This is a genomic window from Bradyrhizobium sp. IC3123 (assembly GCF_020193625.1).
GTDB lineage: Bacteria > Pseudomonadota > Alphaproteobacteria > Rhizobiales > Xanthobacteraceae > Bradyrhizobium > Bradyrhizobium yuanmingense.
The window spans coordinates 361,976-378,393 of sequence record NZ_JADYVF010000002.1 but is presented as its reverse complement, the minus strand read 5'-3'; the positions used below and the strand labels follow the sequence as shown (position 1 = coordinate 378,393).

13 protein-coding genes are annotated in these 16,418 nt (G+C 62.6%); 5 read left to right on the top strand and 8 right to left on the bottom strand.

Going from position 1 to position 16,418, the window contains the following annotated elements:
* Positions 1–153: 153 nt before the first annotated feature.
* Complete coding sequence (locus tag I6F20_RS07185; protein ID WP_225125601.1) at positions 154–1,194, top strand: acyl-CoA desaturase; 1,041 nt, start codon at positions 154–156, stop codon at positions 1,192–1,194.
* 225 nt (positions 1,195–1,419) lie between these two features.
* Complete coding sequence (locus I6F20_RS07180) at positions 1,420–1,923, top strand: hypothetical protein (RefSeq protein WP_036033716.1); 504 nt, start codon at positions 1,420–1,422, stop codon at positions 1,921–1,923.
* Positions 1,924–2,110: 187 nt separating this feature from the next.
* Here I6F20_RS07180 and I6F20_RS07175 read toward each other — a convergent pair whose 3' ends face one another.
* Entirely contained in the window at positions 2,111–3,124 is a 1,014-nt protein-coding gene (locus I6F20_RS07175) for a hypothetical protein (protein ID WP_225125600.1), read from the bottom strand.
* A gap of 314 nt (positions 3,125–3,438) precedes the next feature.
* On the opposite strand from I6F20_RS07175, the gene I6F20_RS07170 reads away from it, so the two are divergent.
* Positions 3,439–3,738, top strand: coding sequence for a hypothetical protein (locus tag I6F20_RS07170; RefSeq protein ID WP_225125599.1), 300 nt, complete (start codon positions 3,439–3,441; stop codon positions 3,736–3,738).
* 184 nt (positions 3,739–3,922) lie between these two features.
* Here the strand turns inward: I6F20_RS07170 and I6F20_RS07165 are convergent, their stop codons facing one another.
* The gene (locus I6F20_RS07165) at positions 3,923–4,708 is read right to left on the bottom strand and encodes a phasin family protein (protein WP_225125598.1); all 786 of its coding nucleotides are present in this window, start codon (positions 4,706–4,708) and stop codon (positions 3,923–3,925) included.
* A gap of 44 nt (positions 4,709–4,752) precedes the next feature.
* Here I6F20_RS07165 and I6F20_RS07160 point away from each other — a divergent pair, with 44 nt between their 5' ends.
* Positions 4,753–5,019: a DUF2312 domain-containing protein gene (locus tag I6F20_RS07160; RefSeq protein WP_225125597.1), complete on the top strand. Its 267-nt coding sequence runs from the start codon at positions 4,753–4,755 to the stop codon at positions 5,017–5,019.
* 207 nt (positions 5,020–5,226) lie between these two features.
* On the opposite strand, the gene I6F20_RS07155 is transcribed toward I6F20_RS07160, so the two are convergent.
* The 3 genes from I6F20_RS07155 to I6F20_RS07145 all read right to left on the bottom strand — a co-directional run bounded on the left by I6F20_RS07155 (position 5,227) and on the right by I6F20_RS07145 (position 10,425).
* Positions 5,227–5,742 carry a ParB N-terminal domain-containing protein gene (locus tag I6F20_RS07155; protein WP_225125596.1) on the bottom strand — a complete coding sequence of 172 codons (516 nt, stop codon included), beginning with the start codon at positions 5,740–5,742 and terminating at the stop codon, positions 5,227–5,229.
* Between the two features lie 395 nt (positions 5,743–6,137).
* Positions 6,138–6,395, bottom strand: a complete 258-nt coding sequence (locus tag I6F20_RS38355) for a nucleotidyltransferase domain-containing protein (protein ID WP_225125595.1) — start codon at positions 6,393–6,395, stop codon at positions 6,138–6,140.
* 259 nt (positions 6,396–6,654) lie between these two features.
* Positions 6,655–10,425: a vitamin B12-dependent ribonucleotide reductase gene (locus I6F20_RS07145; protein ID WP_225125594.1), complete on the bottom strand. Its 3,771-nt coding sequence runs from the start codon at positions 10,423–10,425 to the stop codon at positions 6,655–6,657.
* A gap of 767 nt (positions 10,426–11,192) precedes the next feature.
* On the opposite strand from I6F20_RS07145, the gene I6F20_RS07140 reads away from it, so the two are divergent.
* Entirely contained in the window at positions 11,193–12,092 is a 900-nt protein-coding gene (locus I6F20_RS07140; RefSeq protein ID WP_225125592.1) for a DMT family transporter, read from the top strand.
* Between the two features lie 19 nt (positions 12,093–12,111).
* Here the strand turns inward: I6F20_RS07140 and I6F20_RS07135 are convergent, their stop codons facing one another.
* The 3 genes from I6F20_RS07135 to I6F20_RS07125 all read right to left on the bottom strand — a co-directional run bounded on the left by I6F20_RS07135 (position 12,112) and on the right by I6F20_RS07125 (position 16,364).
* Complete coding sequence (locus I6F20_RS07135) at positions 12,112–13,911, bottom strand: cache domain-containing protein (RefSeq protein ID WP_225125590.1); 1,800 nt, start codon at positions 13,909–13,911, stop codon at positions 12,112–12,114.
* 8 nt (positions 13,912–13,919) lie between these two features.
* Positions 13,920–14,891, bottom strand: a complete 972-nt coding sequence (locus tag I6F20_RS07130; protein ID WP_036022868.1) for an ABC transporter substrate-binding protein — start codon at positions 14,889–14,891, stop codon at positions 13,920–13,922.
* A 582-nt stretch (positions 14,892–15,473) separates the two neighbouring features.
* Entirely contained in the window at positions 15,474–16,364 is an 891-nt protein-coding gene (locus I6F20_RS07125) for a LysR substrate-binding domain-containing protein (protein ID WP_225125588.1), read from the bottom strand.
* Between the last annotated feature and the right edge of the window lie 54 nt (positions 16,365–16,418).

Sequence of the window (16,418 nt, the reverse complement as noted above, 5' to 3'; positions counted from 1 at the left end):
CTGCTCGTCATGATCGCCACTCTCTATCGCAGAGAAGCGAAAGCGGCGGGGCTGCGCCGCCCGTGCTCCTACGGCCGCCCCGGTCCTTGCCTCTGATAACCAGGGGTTGTACGCTGCACTGCAGAAAAGTGCAGTGTAAATGGATCGGCTGAAATGAGCGTGGTTGAGAGCGTGGCGTCCGAGCAGCTTGCGGAGCCGAAAATGCCGCCGGGCGTGCTGACCGAAGGTCCGGTGGTCGACGCCAAGTTTCGCGATTCCTACATCTCGTTCGCCATCATGGTCGGCGGCTCGATCGCGGCGCTGGTCTGGGCCTTCTGGCAAGGCATCGGCTGGGTCGAAGTCTCGGTGTTCGCGGGCACGTTCATCATGTCCACGATCGGCATCGGCTTCATGCATCGCTACTTCGTGCACCGCAGCTTCCGCTGCGGTCCGGTGATGCGGACGATCTTCGCCGCGCTCGCGACCATGGCGGTGCAGGGCTCGATCCTGAAATGGGTGAGCAACCATCGGCGGCACCATCTGCACTCCGACCGGCCCGGCGACGTGCACAGCCCCTATTACGACGGCGGCGGCCATCCCTATACCAGTTTCGCCAAGGGCATGACGCATGCGCAAGGCGGCTGGGTGTGGGACCGCGAGACCACCGATGCCAGCTACTACGCCAAGGACATCCTGGCCGACCCGATCGCGATGTTCTTCACCAGGACGCGCTGGTACTGGTACGCGCTGTCGGCGCTGATCATTCCGGGCGCCATCGGCTACGCGTTTGGCGGCGTGCGCACGATGATCGGCTGCATCCTGTTCGCCGGCCTGTTCCGCAGCTACCTCATGACCATGGCGACCTCGCTGGTCAACTCGGTCTGTCACAGCGACGGCCGCTGGGGCTACCGCCGCTTCGAGACCCATGACGGCACCACCAACGAGCTGGTGACCACGCTGCTCACCTTCGGCGAGGGGCTGCACAACAACCATCACCGCTTTCCGCGCGACGCCTACATCTCGCACGCCTGGTACGAGGTGGACATCAACGGGCTGATCATCCTGGGGCTGGGGAAGCTCGGGCTGGTGCACGATATTTTTGCGGCGGGCGATGCCGGCCGCCATCGTGCTGCGGATGCAGGGCGGGGCGAGCCTGCGCCAGCCGCCGTCGGAAATGCCTTCGACGCCGACGACCGTCGCTCCCCCGGAACGTAATCGTGCCCGCCATGGCCCGGCGCCGATGCGGCGGGGAGTGCACTTCGAACAGGTGCGCGGATAAATTGAAGTTTGATGGCTCGCCGTCTCTGCGTGCAGAGTTGGCGATTGGGTAAAAGTGGCAAAGTGAAGACTGTCAAGAATACATAGAGGTAGAACGGCATTTATCCCCGTAATAAACCCAATACTGCTTGGGGTTTCTTTGCGCGTATTGGGAGGACAGTCATGGCAAGTGTCGAACAATTGCACAGACGGGACGGAGTGAACTTGGTCCAACTCGAAGCCGACATCACTTCGATCCGGTCGGGGAGCTCCATTACTTCAGTTAATCTGCCTGATTACGTCGAGCACACCGCGGGGGTGTCCCGGGTCGGTGCGCTCAGTGCAGAAGCGGTCATTCGCGACTATGAGTCCGCTGCAAAAGAGATCGAGGCCATGGGCACCGAGTTGATCGACGCCGCGCAAAAATGCGAGGCGCTGACGGCCCAGGTTCATGATGCGATCGCCTTCATGCGAGAAACGGCGGCAGGCTATCGTGAAGAGGGACGCAAGATCTTCAAGCGTATCGAAGAATGCGCGCTGTTCACCGAAGACGTTCGCAAGACCTGCGAACAGGTCAAACGCAGAATGGCTGAAGTCTCGGTCGGCCCTTCCGATGAGGAGCTTGCGCCGCAAGAGCCCGAGCTGACGGGGATCGCGGCCAAGGTGACGATGAGCGAGATACGCTGAGGGGAGCGTGGGTGCGTAGGGTGGGTTAGCTGCGCGACTGCGCGAGGCGCAGTTCGCGCAGCGTAACCCACCACCTCTGCCTCCGCGGAAATCAAAGAGGCGGGTTACGCCAGCGGACTGCGCTTCGCGCCGCCGCAGGCTAACCCACCCTACGCACTTCAAATCCAATCGCGCCTTCGAAACGGGCTCACCAATCCGGATCGCCGTAATAGTAAGGGTCGGCCATATAGCGCGGCGGCATCCAGGGGCCTCGCGGCGGCGGCCTCGGCCGCCGTGGCGCGGCGTCCGGTAGGTGCGCCCGGGCACGCGCAGCCGTGTCGTTGCTCACCACGCTGCGCACGACGGGCTTGGCGGGTGCAGAGGCGGATGGCGCCGATGACGCGCTCAATTGCGTTTGCAACGCCTGGACCTGCGCGGCGAGGCGGGCATTGTCCGCCGCGTCCTTCTCCTGCGCGGCCTTGAGCTGCTCGATGGTGGCGGCCTGGTCGCGCAGGGTCTGCTCGCTGCGGCTCTTCAGCTGCTCGAGCTTGTCGTTGATATTCGCAAGCTCGCTCGTGATGGCCTTGAGCGATTGCGCGAGCTCGGACGATGACGGCTCGGCCGCCGTGGCGGCAGGCTTCGGGGCGCTTTCGGTGTCCTTGGGCCCCGGCGGCGCCGGCACCGGGCTCGGCTCATCCGCGGCCGCCAGCAGCACCGTCGCCGGCTGCTCCGGACTTTCCGCGGCGGTCGCTTGCGGGGGTGCGCTCGCGGGTGGAGCCCATCGCGCCATGATGGACTTGCCGATCGATGTCGCCTCGTCGCCATATTGCGATGCGACGGCGGCACCGAGGAGGCCGATCGCCATCACGAGAATAGCCAGTGCGCGCATCATGGCCTTGTCTCCCCTCAGGCCCTGATCGCGTACCTTGGTGTTTAGAACCTTGGCTTCCGGCGTCGGCGTCTTCTTTCCTGACGTGGCGGCTGCCGTCGAGGCGGCGCTTGCGTGCGAGGTCCGCGGGGCTTCGCTGTTGCGTTCCATTCCGGAAACCAGCCGGTCCAGCCGCGCGAGGTCTTCCTCTGCGCTTTTGATCCGGTCGTAGGCCCGCGCCAGCCCACCGTCGGCGCGCGCCTCGTCCGGCTTGGACGCATCAGGCTTGGCGATATCAGGCTTGGCGTTATCGGTCTTGCCGGTATCAGGCTTGGGGTCGTTCGTGTCAGGCATCGATGCGCTCTCCATCCGGTCGGGCGTCAATGGGAGGCAGTCCGATCAAGGATAGGTCTCGCCGCTGTCAGACACAACGCGTGTGCAAAGGAGAAATTATGACGGGCGAGGGAGCGGGCGGCGTGAGGGCGTAGGATGGGTTGTCGCCGCGACTGCGCAAAGCGCATTTCGTAGGGTAGTCGAGCGGATCGAAGCTCATCAACGAATGACGATCCCAGGGGCGTCCAGCCCCGCGGCGCCATGAACGTTCGCTGAGGGGAACGGGCGCTAGTCCATTCCGTTTCCTTTGAGGGGGCTTGTTCGAGGAGGACAACATGAAAGCAACGATCATCGCGCTTTCGGCTGCCGTTGTCATGGCTACCGCACCAGCCGTATTTGCTCAGGGCGTATCGAGCAAGACGCCAGGTCATGAGATGCAGCAAATGGGCAAGAAGGGCGAGCCGGGCGCTTCCAGCTACGCTCCGGGACACAAGAAGAAGCAGCACGCGAAGTCCTCGAAGAGAACCAGCCCCGGCGCGTCGAGCTACGCTCCAGGACGGACTACAGGGCAAACCACAGGTCAAACCACAGGCGCGGGCACCGGGTCGACCACCGGCACGAAGTCAGGGTACTGAACTCCAGGCGGTCCTCAGGCGCGTAGAGTGAGTTAGCTCCGCGACAAAGCGCAGGTCGGGTAGCGCAACCCACCTCTTTAATCTCGGCGGCGGAGAGGTGGTGGGTTACGCCGGCGGACCGCGCTTCGCGCAACCGCCAGCTAACCCACCTTACGTCCCGCGGCGCCGCAATGTGCACCCGTCGTCAGTGACGTATCGTGCGGATTTCGAGCGTGGTCTGGGTGAGCCTGGCCACGAACCCCTCAAGATGCATGACCCTTTCTCTGGTCAATTGTTCATGCAGCTCGGTGATCTTCTGGGATTCGGCGACAAACGAGTCGCAGGCCTGTTTCGCGTACGCCATCTGAAGCTCAAAGGCCTCGACGGGTGAACGCGCCATAGCGAGCTTTCCCAGGAAGCTCCAGGCTTGCTCAAGCGAGGTCCTGATGTAGTCGCTATAGGCGTCGGCAATCGCCTGCGTGCTGGCCTCCAAGGGTTCGACCGGTGCGACGGGTGGGCTTGCAGCGAGCTCCATCCCGGAAGCCTCGTCCGGCAAGGCTGCAGCCGAAGGTATCTCCGCACTGATCGGTCGGCTCGGCTCTTGCCCGGTCTCGTGCCTGGTCTCCGCCGGGGCATCCGGCAATTGATGCCCTGCACTTGCGCGTTGCTCGCCGGCCCCGGCGCGTTGTCCCGCCTTCTTCTTGCCGCCGCGCCGGCCGGATTTGCCCCGTGGCTTGTTGTCCACCGCACTCAACATTGCAAATGGCTCCTGAATATCGATGAAGCCGCGAGCCTCCGTCGCGTTTGCGCTGAAATCGCGATTGTGGGCTGTCGCTTGCGTGGCGGCCATGTGGTGAGATTTTGCCGCTGCATCGTCGACGCATCGGGCAGGAAGTCGCTGGTCGAGATAGCTGCGGGGTGGTCGCCTGTCCTGAGTATCGCTGCGGCGCGATGGCATCGGGTGCGGCAACTCGGTTAACACATTGGTCATTTCTTTGCGGGCATTTTCACGACCTCAGTCAGCAAAGAGGCACCATGTCCGATATCACCATTCCCGGCGGCAAGATCCGTTCCTTCGTCGAGCGGATCGAGAACCTCGACAGCGAGATGCAGGAGTTGAGCGAACAGAAGAAGGAAGTCTTCGCGGAAGCCAAGAGCGAGGGTTTTGACGTGAAGATCCTCAAGGAGATCATCAAGCTGCGCAAGGAAGACAAGAACGAGCGCGACGAGCGCGAAAGCCTGCTCGACCTCTACATGCGCGCGATGGAGACGGCCTCGCCGGAGCAGGCGAAAGCGGCGTGAGACGGGCGGGTTGATCGGTGAGGAGGGCCGCGATCGAAAGGATTGCGGCCGTCATGCGGTAGAAGCCATGCAAGGTGGAGCGCAGCAGAACGGTCGTTCCGGGGGCGCGAAGCGCGAGCCCGGAATCCATTGCGCCACTCGTCGTGCCGCCCGATGGATTCCGGGCTCGCGCCCAAGCGGGCGCGCCCCGGAATGACGGGGTGGCCATCAATAGCGGCCGCCGCTGCCCTTTTGCTGCGTGATCCAGTCCGACAATGATTTCGGTTTCGATTTCACAATCCGGCCCGGTGATGCCTGCGGCTTGTCGCGGACGCCTTTCGCCGGACGGGTGCGCGGCGCTTCCGACTGCCTGACGCCCTTCAAGGCAGCCGCCGATGCCTCAGCGGCTTCCTTCTCCAGGCGCAGCTGTTTCAATCGCGCCATCTTGATGCGTTCTGCCTCGACCTCGGGTCGTTCGGCGAGCTGCGGCTTGTGCTGGGCAAGCTCAGCCGGGACCAGAACACCGAGAATGGTCGTCTCGCCGAGCGCCTTGCAGGCCTCGAGCCGATGCAGTCCCTCGACCAGAACCAGGCGGTCTCCGTCGCGCCGGACGGAAATCGGGACCTGTTGTCCGATCTCCAGCATGCTTTCCGCGATCTCCCCGACGGTCTCGGGCTTGACGGCCTTCTTCTGCTTGGTCGGAACGAAGATCTTCTCGATCGGGAAGCTTTCCGGTTTGGGCATGACTTTACTCCGCTTCTACCGGGCTCGTCGGAACCGATGACGGTGACGGTCGAGTTTAGGAGGGAAGGGCTCGACCGCAAAGGCAATTTCGGCGGTTGGGATTGATGAGCAGGGAAGCCGGAACCAAGCTGCGATCACGGAGGGTAGTGCACTCGATACGGAGCGCATCCAAAAGTGAGCGGAATTGGCTGATTTGGCGATGACAAACCAATTTCGTGCACCGTCGCCGTAACTCGACGGGCCACGATTGCTACTACGAGCTGGTTTGAGAGCTAGAGCCAAATGCCTGTTGGATGGATTGCGTTGTAGCAGTTCCGACAAGTATGGACTGAAGCTCCTTCACATAGGAGGAGAAGCGTTCGATCATCTCGCGAGCACGCGGCCGCTCTTTCGGATCAAGCACGCTGATATAGCCGTTCAACTCGTACTGCAGTCGTCCCCAGCGCCCGCACAACGCAAGGACGAGATCTCGCTCCTTGTGCACTAAGCGTATTCGCAAGCACAAAAAACAAATCGATATCTGAGTATTTGCTAGCTTCTAATCGACCGTAAGAACCCGCCGCGTAGATCGTTAGGTGTTCGAAGGCTTTCAGGTGACGAGCCTTTGCTAGCCGTGTGGTCAGCACGTCTAGTTTTGTTTTAGATTCCGTCATCCGCACGTCGAAGCGACGCTGGACGATGTTAGGAACTCGATCCCGTCAAATCTGGTCATCACTCCCCCGAATCAGAAGATGAACGTGATTGAAATAGTCGGACTGCATTCGCCGCCCTTTTTTAATCTAATACTACCTAGTTATGTTCAAAAAACCATAAGTTGCAATATGTGAATGAAAGAAGGGCGGCCTCGCGGCCGCCCCTTGCAGATACCTGAGCACGTGCGGGTTCTACTGTCGATCGGCGTTAGCTATCGTCTTACGAACACCCCGTCGTGCTTCCGCAAGTATCGCACTTCATGCACGTCCCATTCCGCACCAGCGTGAAGTTGCCGCACTCCGAGCACATCTCGCCCTCGTAGCCCTTGGCCTTCGCCTCCGCGCGACGCTCGGCCCTGGTCGGAGCCGCGGTCGCGCCGCTGCCGGCCTTGCTCCATTGCAGCGCTTCCAGCTTCTCCGTCGGAGACAGATCGTGCTGGGCTTCCTGCTTCAGGGCGACGGCGCCTTCGATGGCGTCGCCGACGCGGGCGCTAGCGCCGTGGGCGGCCAGCGCCGTGACCCGGCTGCCGCCTGAGGGCGCGCTGTCGTTGCCTTGGCTGACCGCGGCCGAGCCGCCGCGCATCACGACGAGGTTGTCCGTGCGCGAGCGGGTGAGGCCGCGCGAGACCAGCTTGGTCGCGTGCTGGCCGCCGTCCTCGTCCGGCTCCTTGCCTTCCTCGACGCCCTTGCCGAGCGCGTCAAAGCCCGTCTCGTTGGGATCGACATGGGCGAGGTCGAAGCGCGAGAGATAGCTCACCGCGAGCTCGCGGAAGACGTAGTCGAGGATCGAGGTCGCGTACTTGATGCTGTCGTTGCCCTGCACGGGGCCCGCCGGCTCGAAGCGGGTGAAGGTGAAGGCGTCGACATATTCGTCGAGCGGCACGCCGTATTGCAGGCCGAGCGACACCGCGATGGCGAAGTTGTTGATGAAGGAGCGGAGCGCCGCGCCTTCCTTGTGCATGTCGATGAAGATCTCACCGAGACGACCGTCATCGTACTCGCCGGTGCGCAGATACACTTTATGGCCGCCGACGACCGCCTTCTGGGTGTAGCCCTTGCGGCGATCGGGCATCTTCTCGCGCTCGCGCATCACGACGATGCGCTCGACCAGCTTCTCGACGACCTTTTCGGCCACATGCGTGGCGCGCGCCGCCATGGGTTTTTCGTGCAGCAGCTCGACCGCATCGTCCTCGTCCTCATCGTCGCTGATGAGCTGCGAGTTGAGCGGCTGTGAGAGTTTGGAGCCGTCGCGATAGAGCGCGTTGGCCTTCAAGGCGAGCTTCCACGACAGCATGTAGGCGGACTTGCAGTCCTCCACCGTGGCGTCGTTCGGCATGTTGATTGTCTTGGAGATCGCGCCCGAGATGAAAGGCTGCGCCGCCGCCATCATGCGGATGTGGCTCTCGACCGAGAGATAACGCTTGCCGATCTTGCCGCAGGGGTTGGCGCAGTCGAACACCGGATAGTGCTCGGCCTTGAGGTGCGGGGCACCTTCCACCGTCATCGCGCCGCAGATGTGAACGTTTGCCGCCTCGATCTCGCGCTTGGTGAAGCCGACGGCCTGGAGCAGGTCGAAGCCCGGAGCCGCAATGGCTTCCGCGCCGATGCCGAGCTGGTCGCGGATGAAGTCTTCGCCAAAGGTCCACTTGTTGAACGCGAACTTGATGTCGAACGCGGTCGGCAGGGCCTTCTCGACCTTGGCGATGGCTTCATCCGTAAAACCCTTGGCCTTCAGCGTGGTGACGTTGATGCCGGGGGCGTTCGCCAGCGAGCCGTGGCCGACGGCGTAGGCCTCGATCTCCGCGATCTCGCTCTCGCGATAGCCGAGCGCGCGCAGCGCTGCCGGCACGGCGCGGTTGATGATCTTGAAGTAGCCGCCGCCGGCGAGCTTCTTGAACTTGACCAGCGCGAAGTCGGGCTCGATGCCGGTGGTGTCGCAATCCATGACGAGGCCGATCGTGCCGGTCGGCGCGATGACAGTGGTCTGGGCGTTGCGATAGCCGTGCTTCTCGCCGAGCTCGAGCGCCGCGTCCCAGGCCGCCTGGGCATGGCTGACGAGGTCGGCTTGCGGGCAGGAGACGAGGTCGAGCGGCACCGGGTTGACGCTGAGCGCCTCGTAGCCATTGGACTGGCCGTGCGCGGCGCGGCGGTGGTTGCGGATCACGCGCAGCATGTGCGCGGCGTTCTTTTTGTAGCCGGGGAAGGTGCCGAGCTCGGCCGCGATCTCGGCGGAGGTCTTGTAGGTGATGCCGGTCATGACTGCAGTGAGGGCGCCGCAGAGCGCGCGGCCTTCCTTGCTGTCATAGGGCAGGCCCATGGTCATCAGCAGGCCGCCGATATTGGCGTAGCCGAGGCCGAGCGTGCGGAACTCGTAGGAGAGCTCGGCGATCGCCTTCGACGGGAATTGCGCCATCATCACCGAGATTTCGAGCACGATGGTCCAGAGCCGGCAGAGGTGCTCATAGCCCTCGACGTCGAAGCGCTTGGTGTCGGTGTTGTAGAACGTCAGCAGGTTCGCCGAGGCGAGGTTGCACGCCGTGTCGTCCAGGAACATGTATTCCGAGCACGGATTGGAGGCGCGGATGTCGCCGGACGCCTTGCAGGTGTGCCAGTCGTTCATCGTGGTGTTGAAGTGCAGGCCCGGATCGGCCGAGGCCCAGGCGGCGTAGCCGATCTTCTCCCAGAGGTCGCGCGCCTTCAGCGTCTTCGTCACCTTCTTCGAGGTGCGGGCGTTCAGATTCCAGTCGCCGTCGGTCTCGACCGCGCGCAGGAAGTCGTCCTTCAGCGAGACCGAGTTGTTGGAGTTCTGGCCCGAAACGGTGAGATAGGCTTCGCTATCCCAGTCAGTGTCGTAGGTGTCGAACTGGATGTCCTTGTAGCCTTGCTTGGCGAACTGGATGACGCGCTTGATGTAATTGTCGGGCACGAGGCTGCGGCGCGCGAGCTTGATTTCCCGGCGGAGGGCAGGGTTCTTCTCGGGGTCGAAGCAATCGTCGCCCGAACCTTCGCAGTTGACGCAGGCCTTCAGCACCGCCTTGAGGTGCTTCTGGTTGATCTTGGAGCCCGTGACGAGGGCGGCGACCTTCTGCTCCTCCTTCACCTTCCAGTCGATATAGGTCTCGATGTCGGGGTGATCGACATCGACGACGACCATCTTGGCGGCGCGGCGCGTGGTGCCGCCCGACTTGATCGCGCCGGCAGCGCGGTCGCCGATCTTGAGGAAGCTCATCAGGCCCGAGGAGCGGCCGCCGCCGGAGAGTTTCTCGCCTTCGCCGCGCAGGCGCGAGAAGTTGGAGCCGGTGCCGGAGCCGTATTTGAACAGGCGGGCTTCGCGGACCCAGAGGTCCATGATGCCGCCCTCGTTGACGAGGTCGTCGCCGACGCCCTGGATGAAGCAGGCATGCGGCTGCGGATGCTCGTAGGCCGACTTGGACTTGGTCAGCTTGCCCGTGAAGGGGTCGACGTAATAATGGCCCTGGCCGGGGCCGTCGATGCCATAGGCCCAGTGCAGGCCGGTGTTGAACCATTGCGGCGAGTTCGGCGCGACCATCTGCATGGCGAGCATGTAGCGAAGCTCGTCATAGAAGGCCTGGGCGTCGTCGTCGCTGGTAAAATAGCCGCCCTTCCAGCCCCAATAGGTCCAGCAACCGGCGAGGCGGTCGAACACCTGCTTGGCCGAGAGCTCGCTGACATAGCGCTCCTTCTCGGGCAGCGCATTGAGCGCGTCGGTGTCGGGCACGGAGCGCCACAGGAAGGAGGGGACGGATTCCTCCTCTATCCTCTTCAGGCGCGCGGCAACGCCGGCTTTGCGGAAATATTTCTGGGCCAGCACGTCGGAGGCGACCTGCGACCACTCGCTCGGCACCTCGACGTTATCAAGCTTGAACACGACCGAGCCGTCGGGATTGCGAATCTCCGACGTGGTCAGGCGGAATTCGATACCCGCATAAGGTGACTGTCCCGAAGTGGTGTGGCGCCGCTCAATCCGCATGGTCTTGCCCCGTCCTTTTCTTTGACCGGTCCCGCCCCTCGTTGAGGGCGTGCCGGGTCGTCATTGCATTCGCGGCGCCTTCGGCCGTTCGGCCTTGGAGCACCGCAGTTCAGCCGGTGGATCCGGCCCTGTTTTTTCCCGGCGCGAGCTCGATGCGTCGCATCAATCATCCCGCCGGCATGTCCACACCCATCCGCCCCCAAGGGGATGTGCGCGACATGCGTTCAACGCCCCACAACGTCACTTCGTCATCGATGCCATCCGAGCCTGTTGCCGGCCCGTTCTGGCGCCCCGAAGAGCCTGCATTCCGAGGGCAGACAAGCCCTCATCCGCAGCCTTTGGCCGGCTGGCGGAGCTGAAATTTGCGAGACCCTTTGGGGGAGTGCCGGCGGGACGCAAACTCACTCGCGCCGAACGGACCGAAAGCTAGGACTCTCCGCTGCGCCCGTCAAGAACTAGTGCGAGTTCCTGAATCAAATACTAAATATGGTGGATTGCGGGGGATAACAGGGGTCTTCGCCGCGCCTGTCGTGGACCCAAGTATCAGTGAGTCCTCAGGGATTCCCAACTGAAAAAATTTGCATGCCGTGATGACGCGGGGCCTTCATCCCGCTGTTCACAGGGCAGGTATATTTTTGAGCAATGGGATTGCGTCAGCAGGACTCACGTAGCCCTACGGACGGTGAGGGCAGGCATGCCCGCCAAAGCGGTGGTGGGACCCGCGAATCCGGGCCAAGGTGACCGCCCGATTTGCCGGACTAGCCGACATGCTTGATTCGACGACGCCGGGCGTGCGGCCGCGCATCGCCCCGGCCGGCCTGATGTTCCTTGCGATCACCTCGATCGGCTGGGGCTTCAACTGGCCGGTGACGAAATTCCTTCTTGCCGAGCTGCCGCCTCTGACACTGCGCGGGGTCACCGGTGTGCTCGGCGCGCTGCTGCTGGCGCTGCTTGCGGTGATCCGGCGGCAAAGCCTGCACGTGGAGGGTGTGATCTGGCCGCGCCTGCTCACCGCAGCCGCGCTCAACGTCACCTGCTGGATGGTGCTGATGGGCCTGGCGCTGCTCTGGCTGCCGGCGAGCGAGGCGGCGCTGATCGCCTATACGATGCCGGTCTGGGCCTCGATCCTCGCCTGGCCGGTCCTGGGCGAGCGGCCGACGGTCTTGCGCGCGCTTGGGCTGGTGCTGGCTTTCGCAGGGCTTGCCTCGATCATGGGGGGCAACGGCCTTGCCGCCAGCACGGAAAAGCTGCCGGGCATCATCATGGTGCTGGTCGGCGCGTTCGGCTTTGCCCTCGGCACCGTGCTCTCAAAGAAGTACCCGATTCACCTGCCGCCGCTCGCGGCGGCAGCCTGGCAGATCGGGATCGGCTGCCTGCCGATCTCGATCGTCGGCCTCCTGATCGAGACCACGCATTTGTCGCATGTGACGCCGCTCGGCTGGTGGCTGCTGGTCTATTCGGTCGTCGGGCAGTTCTGCATCGCCTATGTCAGCTGGTTCGCAGCACTGGCGCGCCTGCCGGCCTCGGTCGCCGCGATCGGCACCATGGCGGTGCCGGTGATCGGCGTCGTGGCCTCGGCGGTCGCGCTTGGCGAGCCGCTCGGGGCAGGGCAGATCGCGGGGCTGGTGTTTACGCTAGCCGCGGTGGTGCTGGCGACACGGGGGTAGCCGTCCGGAGGTCGGGGTATCAGTGGTCCTGAGGTTCTTTCTCTCGCCGGCGTTGTGCCGGGCCCGGCGGTTTCAACGGCAGGTCAGCAGGTGCGACGGCAAAGACCTCGAGAGCCTGGTCGTAGCCTTTGATGGTCCGCTGTCCGAGCGATGCCATCGGGACGCTATCCCTTACCCTTCCAGCGATCGTGGGATCAGCCAGGATCTGCGCGTCCTTTGCGAGATTACAGAGCCGCGACGCCAAATTCACCACGGCTCCCATCGCCGTGTAATCCAGCCGGCCGTTGTAACCGACCGTTCCTACCGTTGCCGGTCCCATGGCAACGCCCACACCAAAGCCGATCGCGTGGCCGGCGTCACACCATTTGCCGGCAAGGGACTGAACCGTCATTTGCAGGTCGATCGCGAGGCGGACCGCTTGAGTTGCCGGCTGTTCGCATGCGATCGGGGCATTGACCAGCAGCATGACTCCGTCGCCATCAAAGCCGATGAGCGTTGCCTCGTGACGAGTCGTCACGGCGCCGACGGCCTCGTAGTACTCTCGCATGACGGCCATGATGACATCGGGTTCATTGCGAGTGGAGAACGCCGTGAAGCCGCGCAAGTCGCCAAAAATGACAGCCACTTCACGGCGCTGCCCTTCGAGCAGTTCGTGAGAATGTTCGACCAATTCGGCGACCTGTGATGGCAGGAACTGCTTCAGCCGTTCGATCCGCGCAGATTTCTGCTGCGAGATCGCCAGTTCAGAAGCCATTTCATTGAAACGCAACGCCAGCTGCTGCAACTCGTCACCGCTGAAGATTTTGATGCGATGCTCGAATTGTCCGGTTCTAATCCGCTCCACGCCCTCTTCCAGTTGCTTGATCGGACCGGACATTCTGTGCGCGCGCCAATAGGCGAGCGCCAGCGCGACAAGAACACCAAAGGCAATGAGAATTGACGAGCGCCACAAGGCCGCCCGAATTGATGCAAAGGCTTCCGCGGTTGGCTGCATCGCGATCACCGTCCATCCCACATCGGCGGCCTGAACGGATAGCGCCACCACCGGGTTGCCTCGCTCCCCGGTTATCACCGCCGCTCCGCTCGCCGCGCCAACGAGATGCTTGATCCGGCCAAAACTGCCGGAGCTGGCGCGGCCGCGCAGAACCCGGCTGATATCGGGATGTGCGATCAGATGACCGGAATCATCGACGACAATGGCGTAGCCGGTCTCGCCGATTCTAATGGCTGCGATGACATCCCAGATCAGCTTCAGATTGACCTCGGCGATCGCAACCCCTGCGGCCGGCAGGCTCCCGGCAACCGCGATCCTCATATAGGGCTCTGAATCTTGCTGGTACTGAACCGGTCCGTACCAGACTTTGTTGCCGCGTGCGCCCAGAACAGCGGGATCCGCAGACATATCGATGCCGCGCCCGGTCCTGTTCAGAAGCAGCCTGGAAACAAAGACCCGTTCGGTGCCGGTCTCATCCAGAAGCGAAACCGAAGCGATTGCAGGCACCTGCTGGAGGAGACGCAAGGCATCGATCTTATGTTGCGCATCGTCTCCGGCAGACCAGGGAAGCTGCACCATCCAACCCAGCTGATCTCGCATGCCATCGGTGAACGCCTCGATCCTGTCGGACGCCGCGCGAGCATCGGCCTGCAGCACCGCGCTGATCTGGCGACGCTGGTCTCGGTAACCGAAAGAAGCCTCGACGGCCGCGCCGAGTATCAGAGGCACGACCGCAGCGACAAACAACGTCGCGAAGTACTTGCAGAACAGCGAGCGACGCGGAGGCATCGTACACGAAGAGGGCTGCGCAGCACCGTCCTTCATAGCTACTCTCAGGAGATCACCTTGCTGGCGCGAAACAGGATCGACGACACATCCAGCTTGATACCCAGAAGCCTGGCTGTCTTCATATTGATTGCCAGTTCAAACTTCTCGGGACGCATTACCGGAAGATCTGACGGATATTCACCGCGCAGGATGCGATCGGCATAAGTGGCAAGCCGAAAATAGGTCGTGCGCTGGTTTGCGCCGTAACTCAAGAGACCTCCAGCGTCACAATATTCAGACCAGCCAAACATCGAAGGCAGCCGGTGCGCGATTGCAAGCTCCGCAATCTTCGCACGATGCACCAGCGTCACAGCATCGGGAAACACGAGGAGAGCATCCGCGTCCACCTTGCCGGCAGCCATCAACCCATTCTCGATTTCGCGCGCGCCGCAGAACGGAACGTAGGCTGCCTCTATCCCAAGGTTTCGGCACGACTCCAACGTCGCACGCCATTCCAGCGGCTCTCCCGGATGATCCGTATTCGAGAAGACCGCCAGCTTTCGCAGCTTTGGATAAATGTCCTTGAGCAGCTCAACGCGCTTTCCTGCCAGCTCGAGCGACAGGAATGTGCTGCCGGTGAAATTGGTGCCGGGGTGAGCAAGGCTCTTCACCACACCCAAAGCGACGGGGTCGCCGCTCAATGCAAACAGCACTGGGATGTCGGTGATTGCAGTCATGCCGCGTGTCGCCGGACCGCTCGAGACCACAAGGTCGACATCCCCTCGCTGCAACTCGGAGACGATCTTCCGCAGTGCCTGCGGATTTCCAGGGGCATAATGCGTCTCGAAGGTTACGGTCTTGCCTTCGACATATCCCAGGGCGCGCATTCCATCGCGAAAGCCGTCCAGGAAGGGATCCGGTTCGGACTCAGTCGAGACCCAGAAGATTCGATGCAGCTTGGCTCCGCCCTGCGCCCGTGCGATCGCAGGCCAGGCCAACCCCCCACCAATCAAAAAGATGAACTCTCGTCTTTTCATGCGAGCACCTGTCGAAGCTGGGCCTTGCAGTTCCGGCCGCAGACCAAGATCCTAGCTGTGCGTCTGATGACTGCTGCGCTCCGCAAGCGGACTGTCGCGCCACCGGCTCCGACATTTGTCCTCGTGAGCATGCTCAGAGACTGGGCTGGCGAGACGATTTGTCCTTGAGATGCGCTTGATTTTTACTTGAGACCGGCCCGGTTAAGACCAAAACGGCCTTGCGCGTTGCATCGCGCGGTGTCTGAACACCTCCAGCGCGGATCCGGGCTAGCTATGGCGCCTCAAAAAGGACAGTTGGAACTCACATCCTGAGCCAGTGCCCACGACCTCATAGATTGGGTGACTTCAGCGCCTTCGGCAACTCACGGGCTAGCGCGTGTACTCATACGGGCTAGGGGCTCATAAAGGCAATGTTCGCTCCTGAGGGACGAGCGGAGATATTCTGATCTGCCAGAGCATCACTGCTTGTGACCCAGAGCCGTCATGAGACCGATGCGCTCAATACCGCCTGACGGATCCTCATCATTGCGAGATGAACCAATCTGTACCCTGGGGTTTGGACCCGCAACGGAACATATGGCGCTAAATCGTCGGGCGCGCTGGCGATTGCCCAAGTGCCAGAAGCGCTGCGGCCAGCGCCGCCGCGGCCTTTTCGGGCCGGGCTTTCTCATAGATTGCGAACTCAAGGTCAGGAAGGCGCGGCAGCCCCTCTTGCGATCCCAGAATGCGCAAACCTGCAATGACCGCGCTCGCGGGAAGCGGCGTGATGGCGAGACCAGCGAGCGCCGCCGCGCGCACACCTGTCAGGCTGGGGCTGGTATAGATGATCTCCCACGTCAGTTCGCTGTCATTTAGCGCGGCGAGCGCTGCCTCACGCGATACTGACCGCTCGCGATAGAGCGCCAGCGGCAGCACCGCGCCCGGAACCAGATCAAACGCGTCGGCGGCGGCCCAGACCATGGGTTCGCGCCAGACCAGGCGCCCACGCGACGTACCGAGCGGACGCTTAGCGAATACGACGTCGAGTCGTCCCTTGTTCAACTGCTCGATCAATTCCGCACTAACGCCGATCTGCACCTCGAGCTTCACGCTCGCGTGCAACATGGCGAAGCGTCCCAGCGCCGATGGCAGCGAGCCGCCGGCGACTTCCTCGACCACTCCAAGACGCACGGCTCCTGACAGGCGCGGCGCTGACAGGCGATGGCGGGCCGCCTCCTCGAGTTGCAACAGACGACGGGCGTCACCCAGCAGCATCTCTCCATCGTCGGTCAGCGCGACGCTGCGGGTCGTGCGCCGGAACAGCGGACGTTTGGTTTCAAGCTCCAATCGCTTGACCTGCTGGCTGATGGTCGACTGCGTCAGATTGAGCCGTTCGGCGGCGCGGTGGAAGCCGCCGCAATCCGCGACGGCAACAAAGGAACGCAAAAGCTCGAATTCCAGCATGCCGATTGATCCAAATTCATGATCAATCATATTACAAAATATCGTTTCTATAATCAATACTGGTCACCTAACTTCTGCATCGAA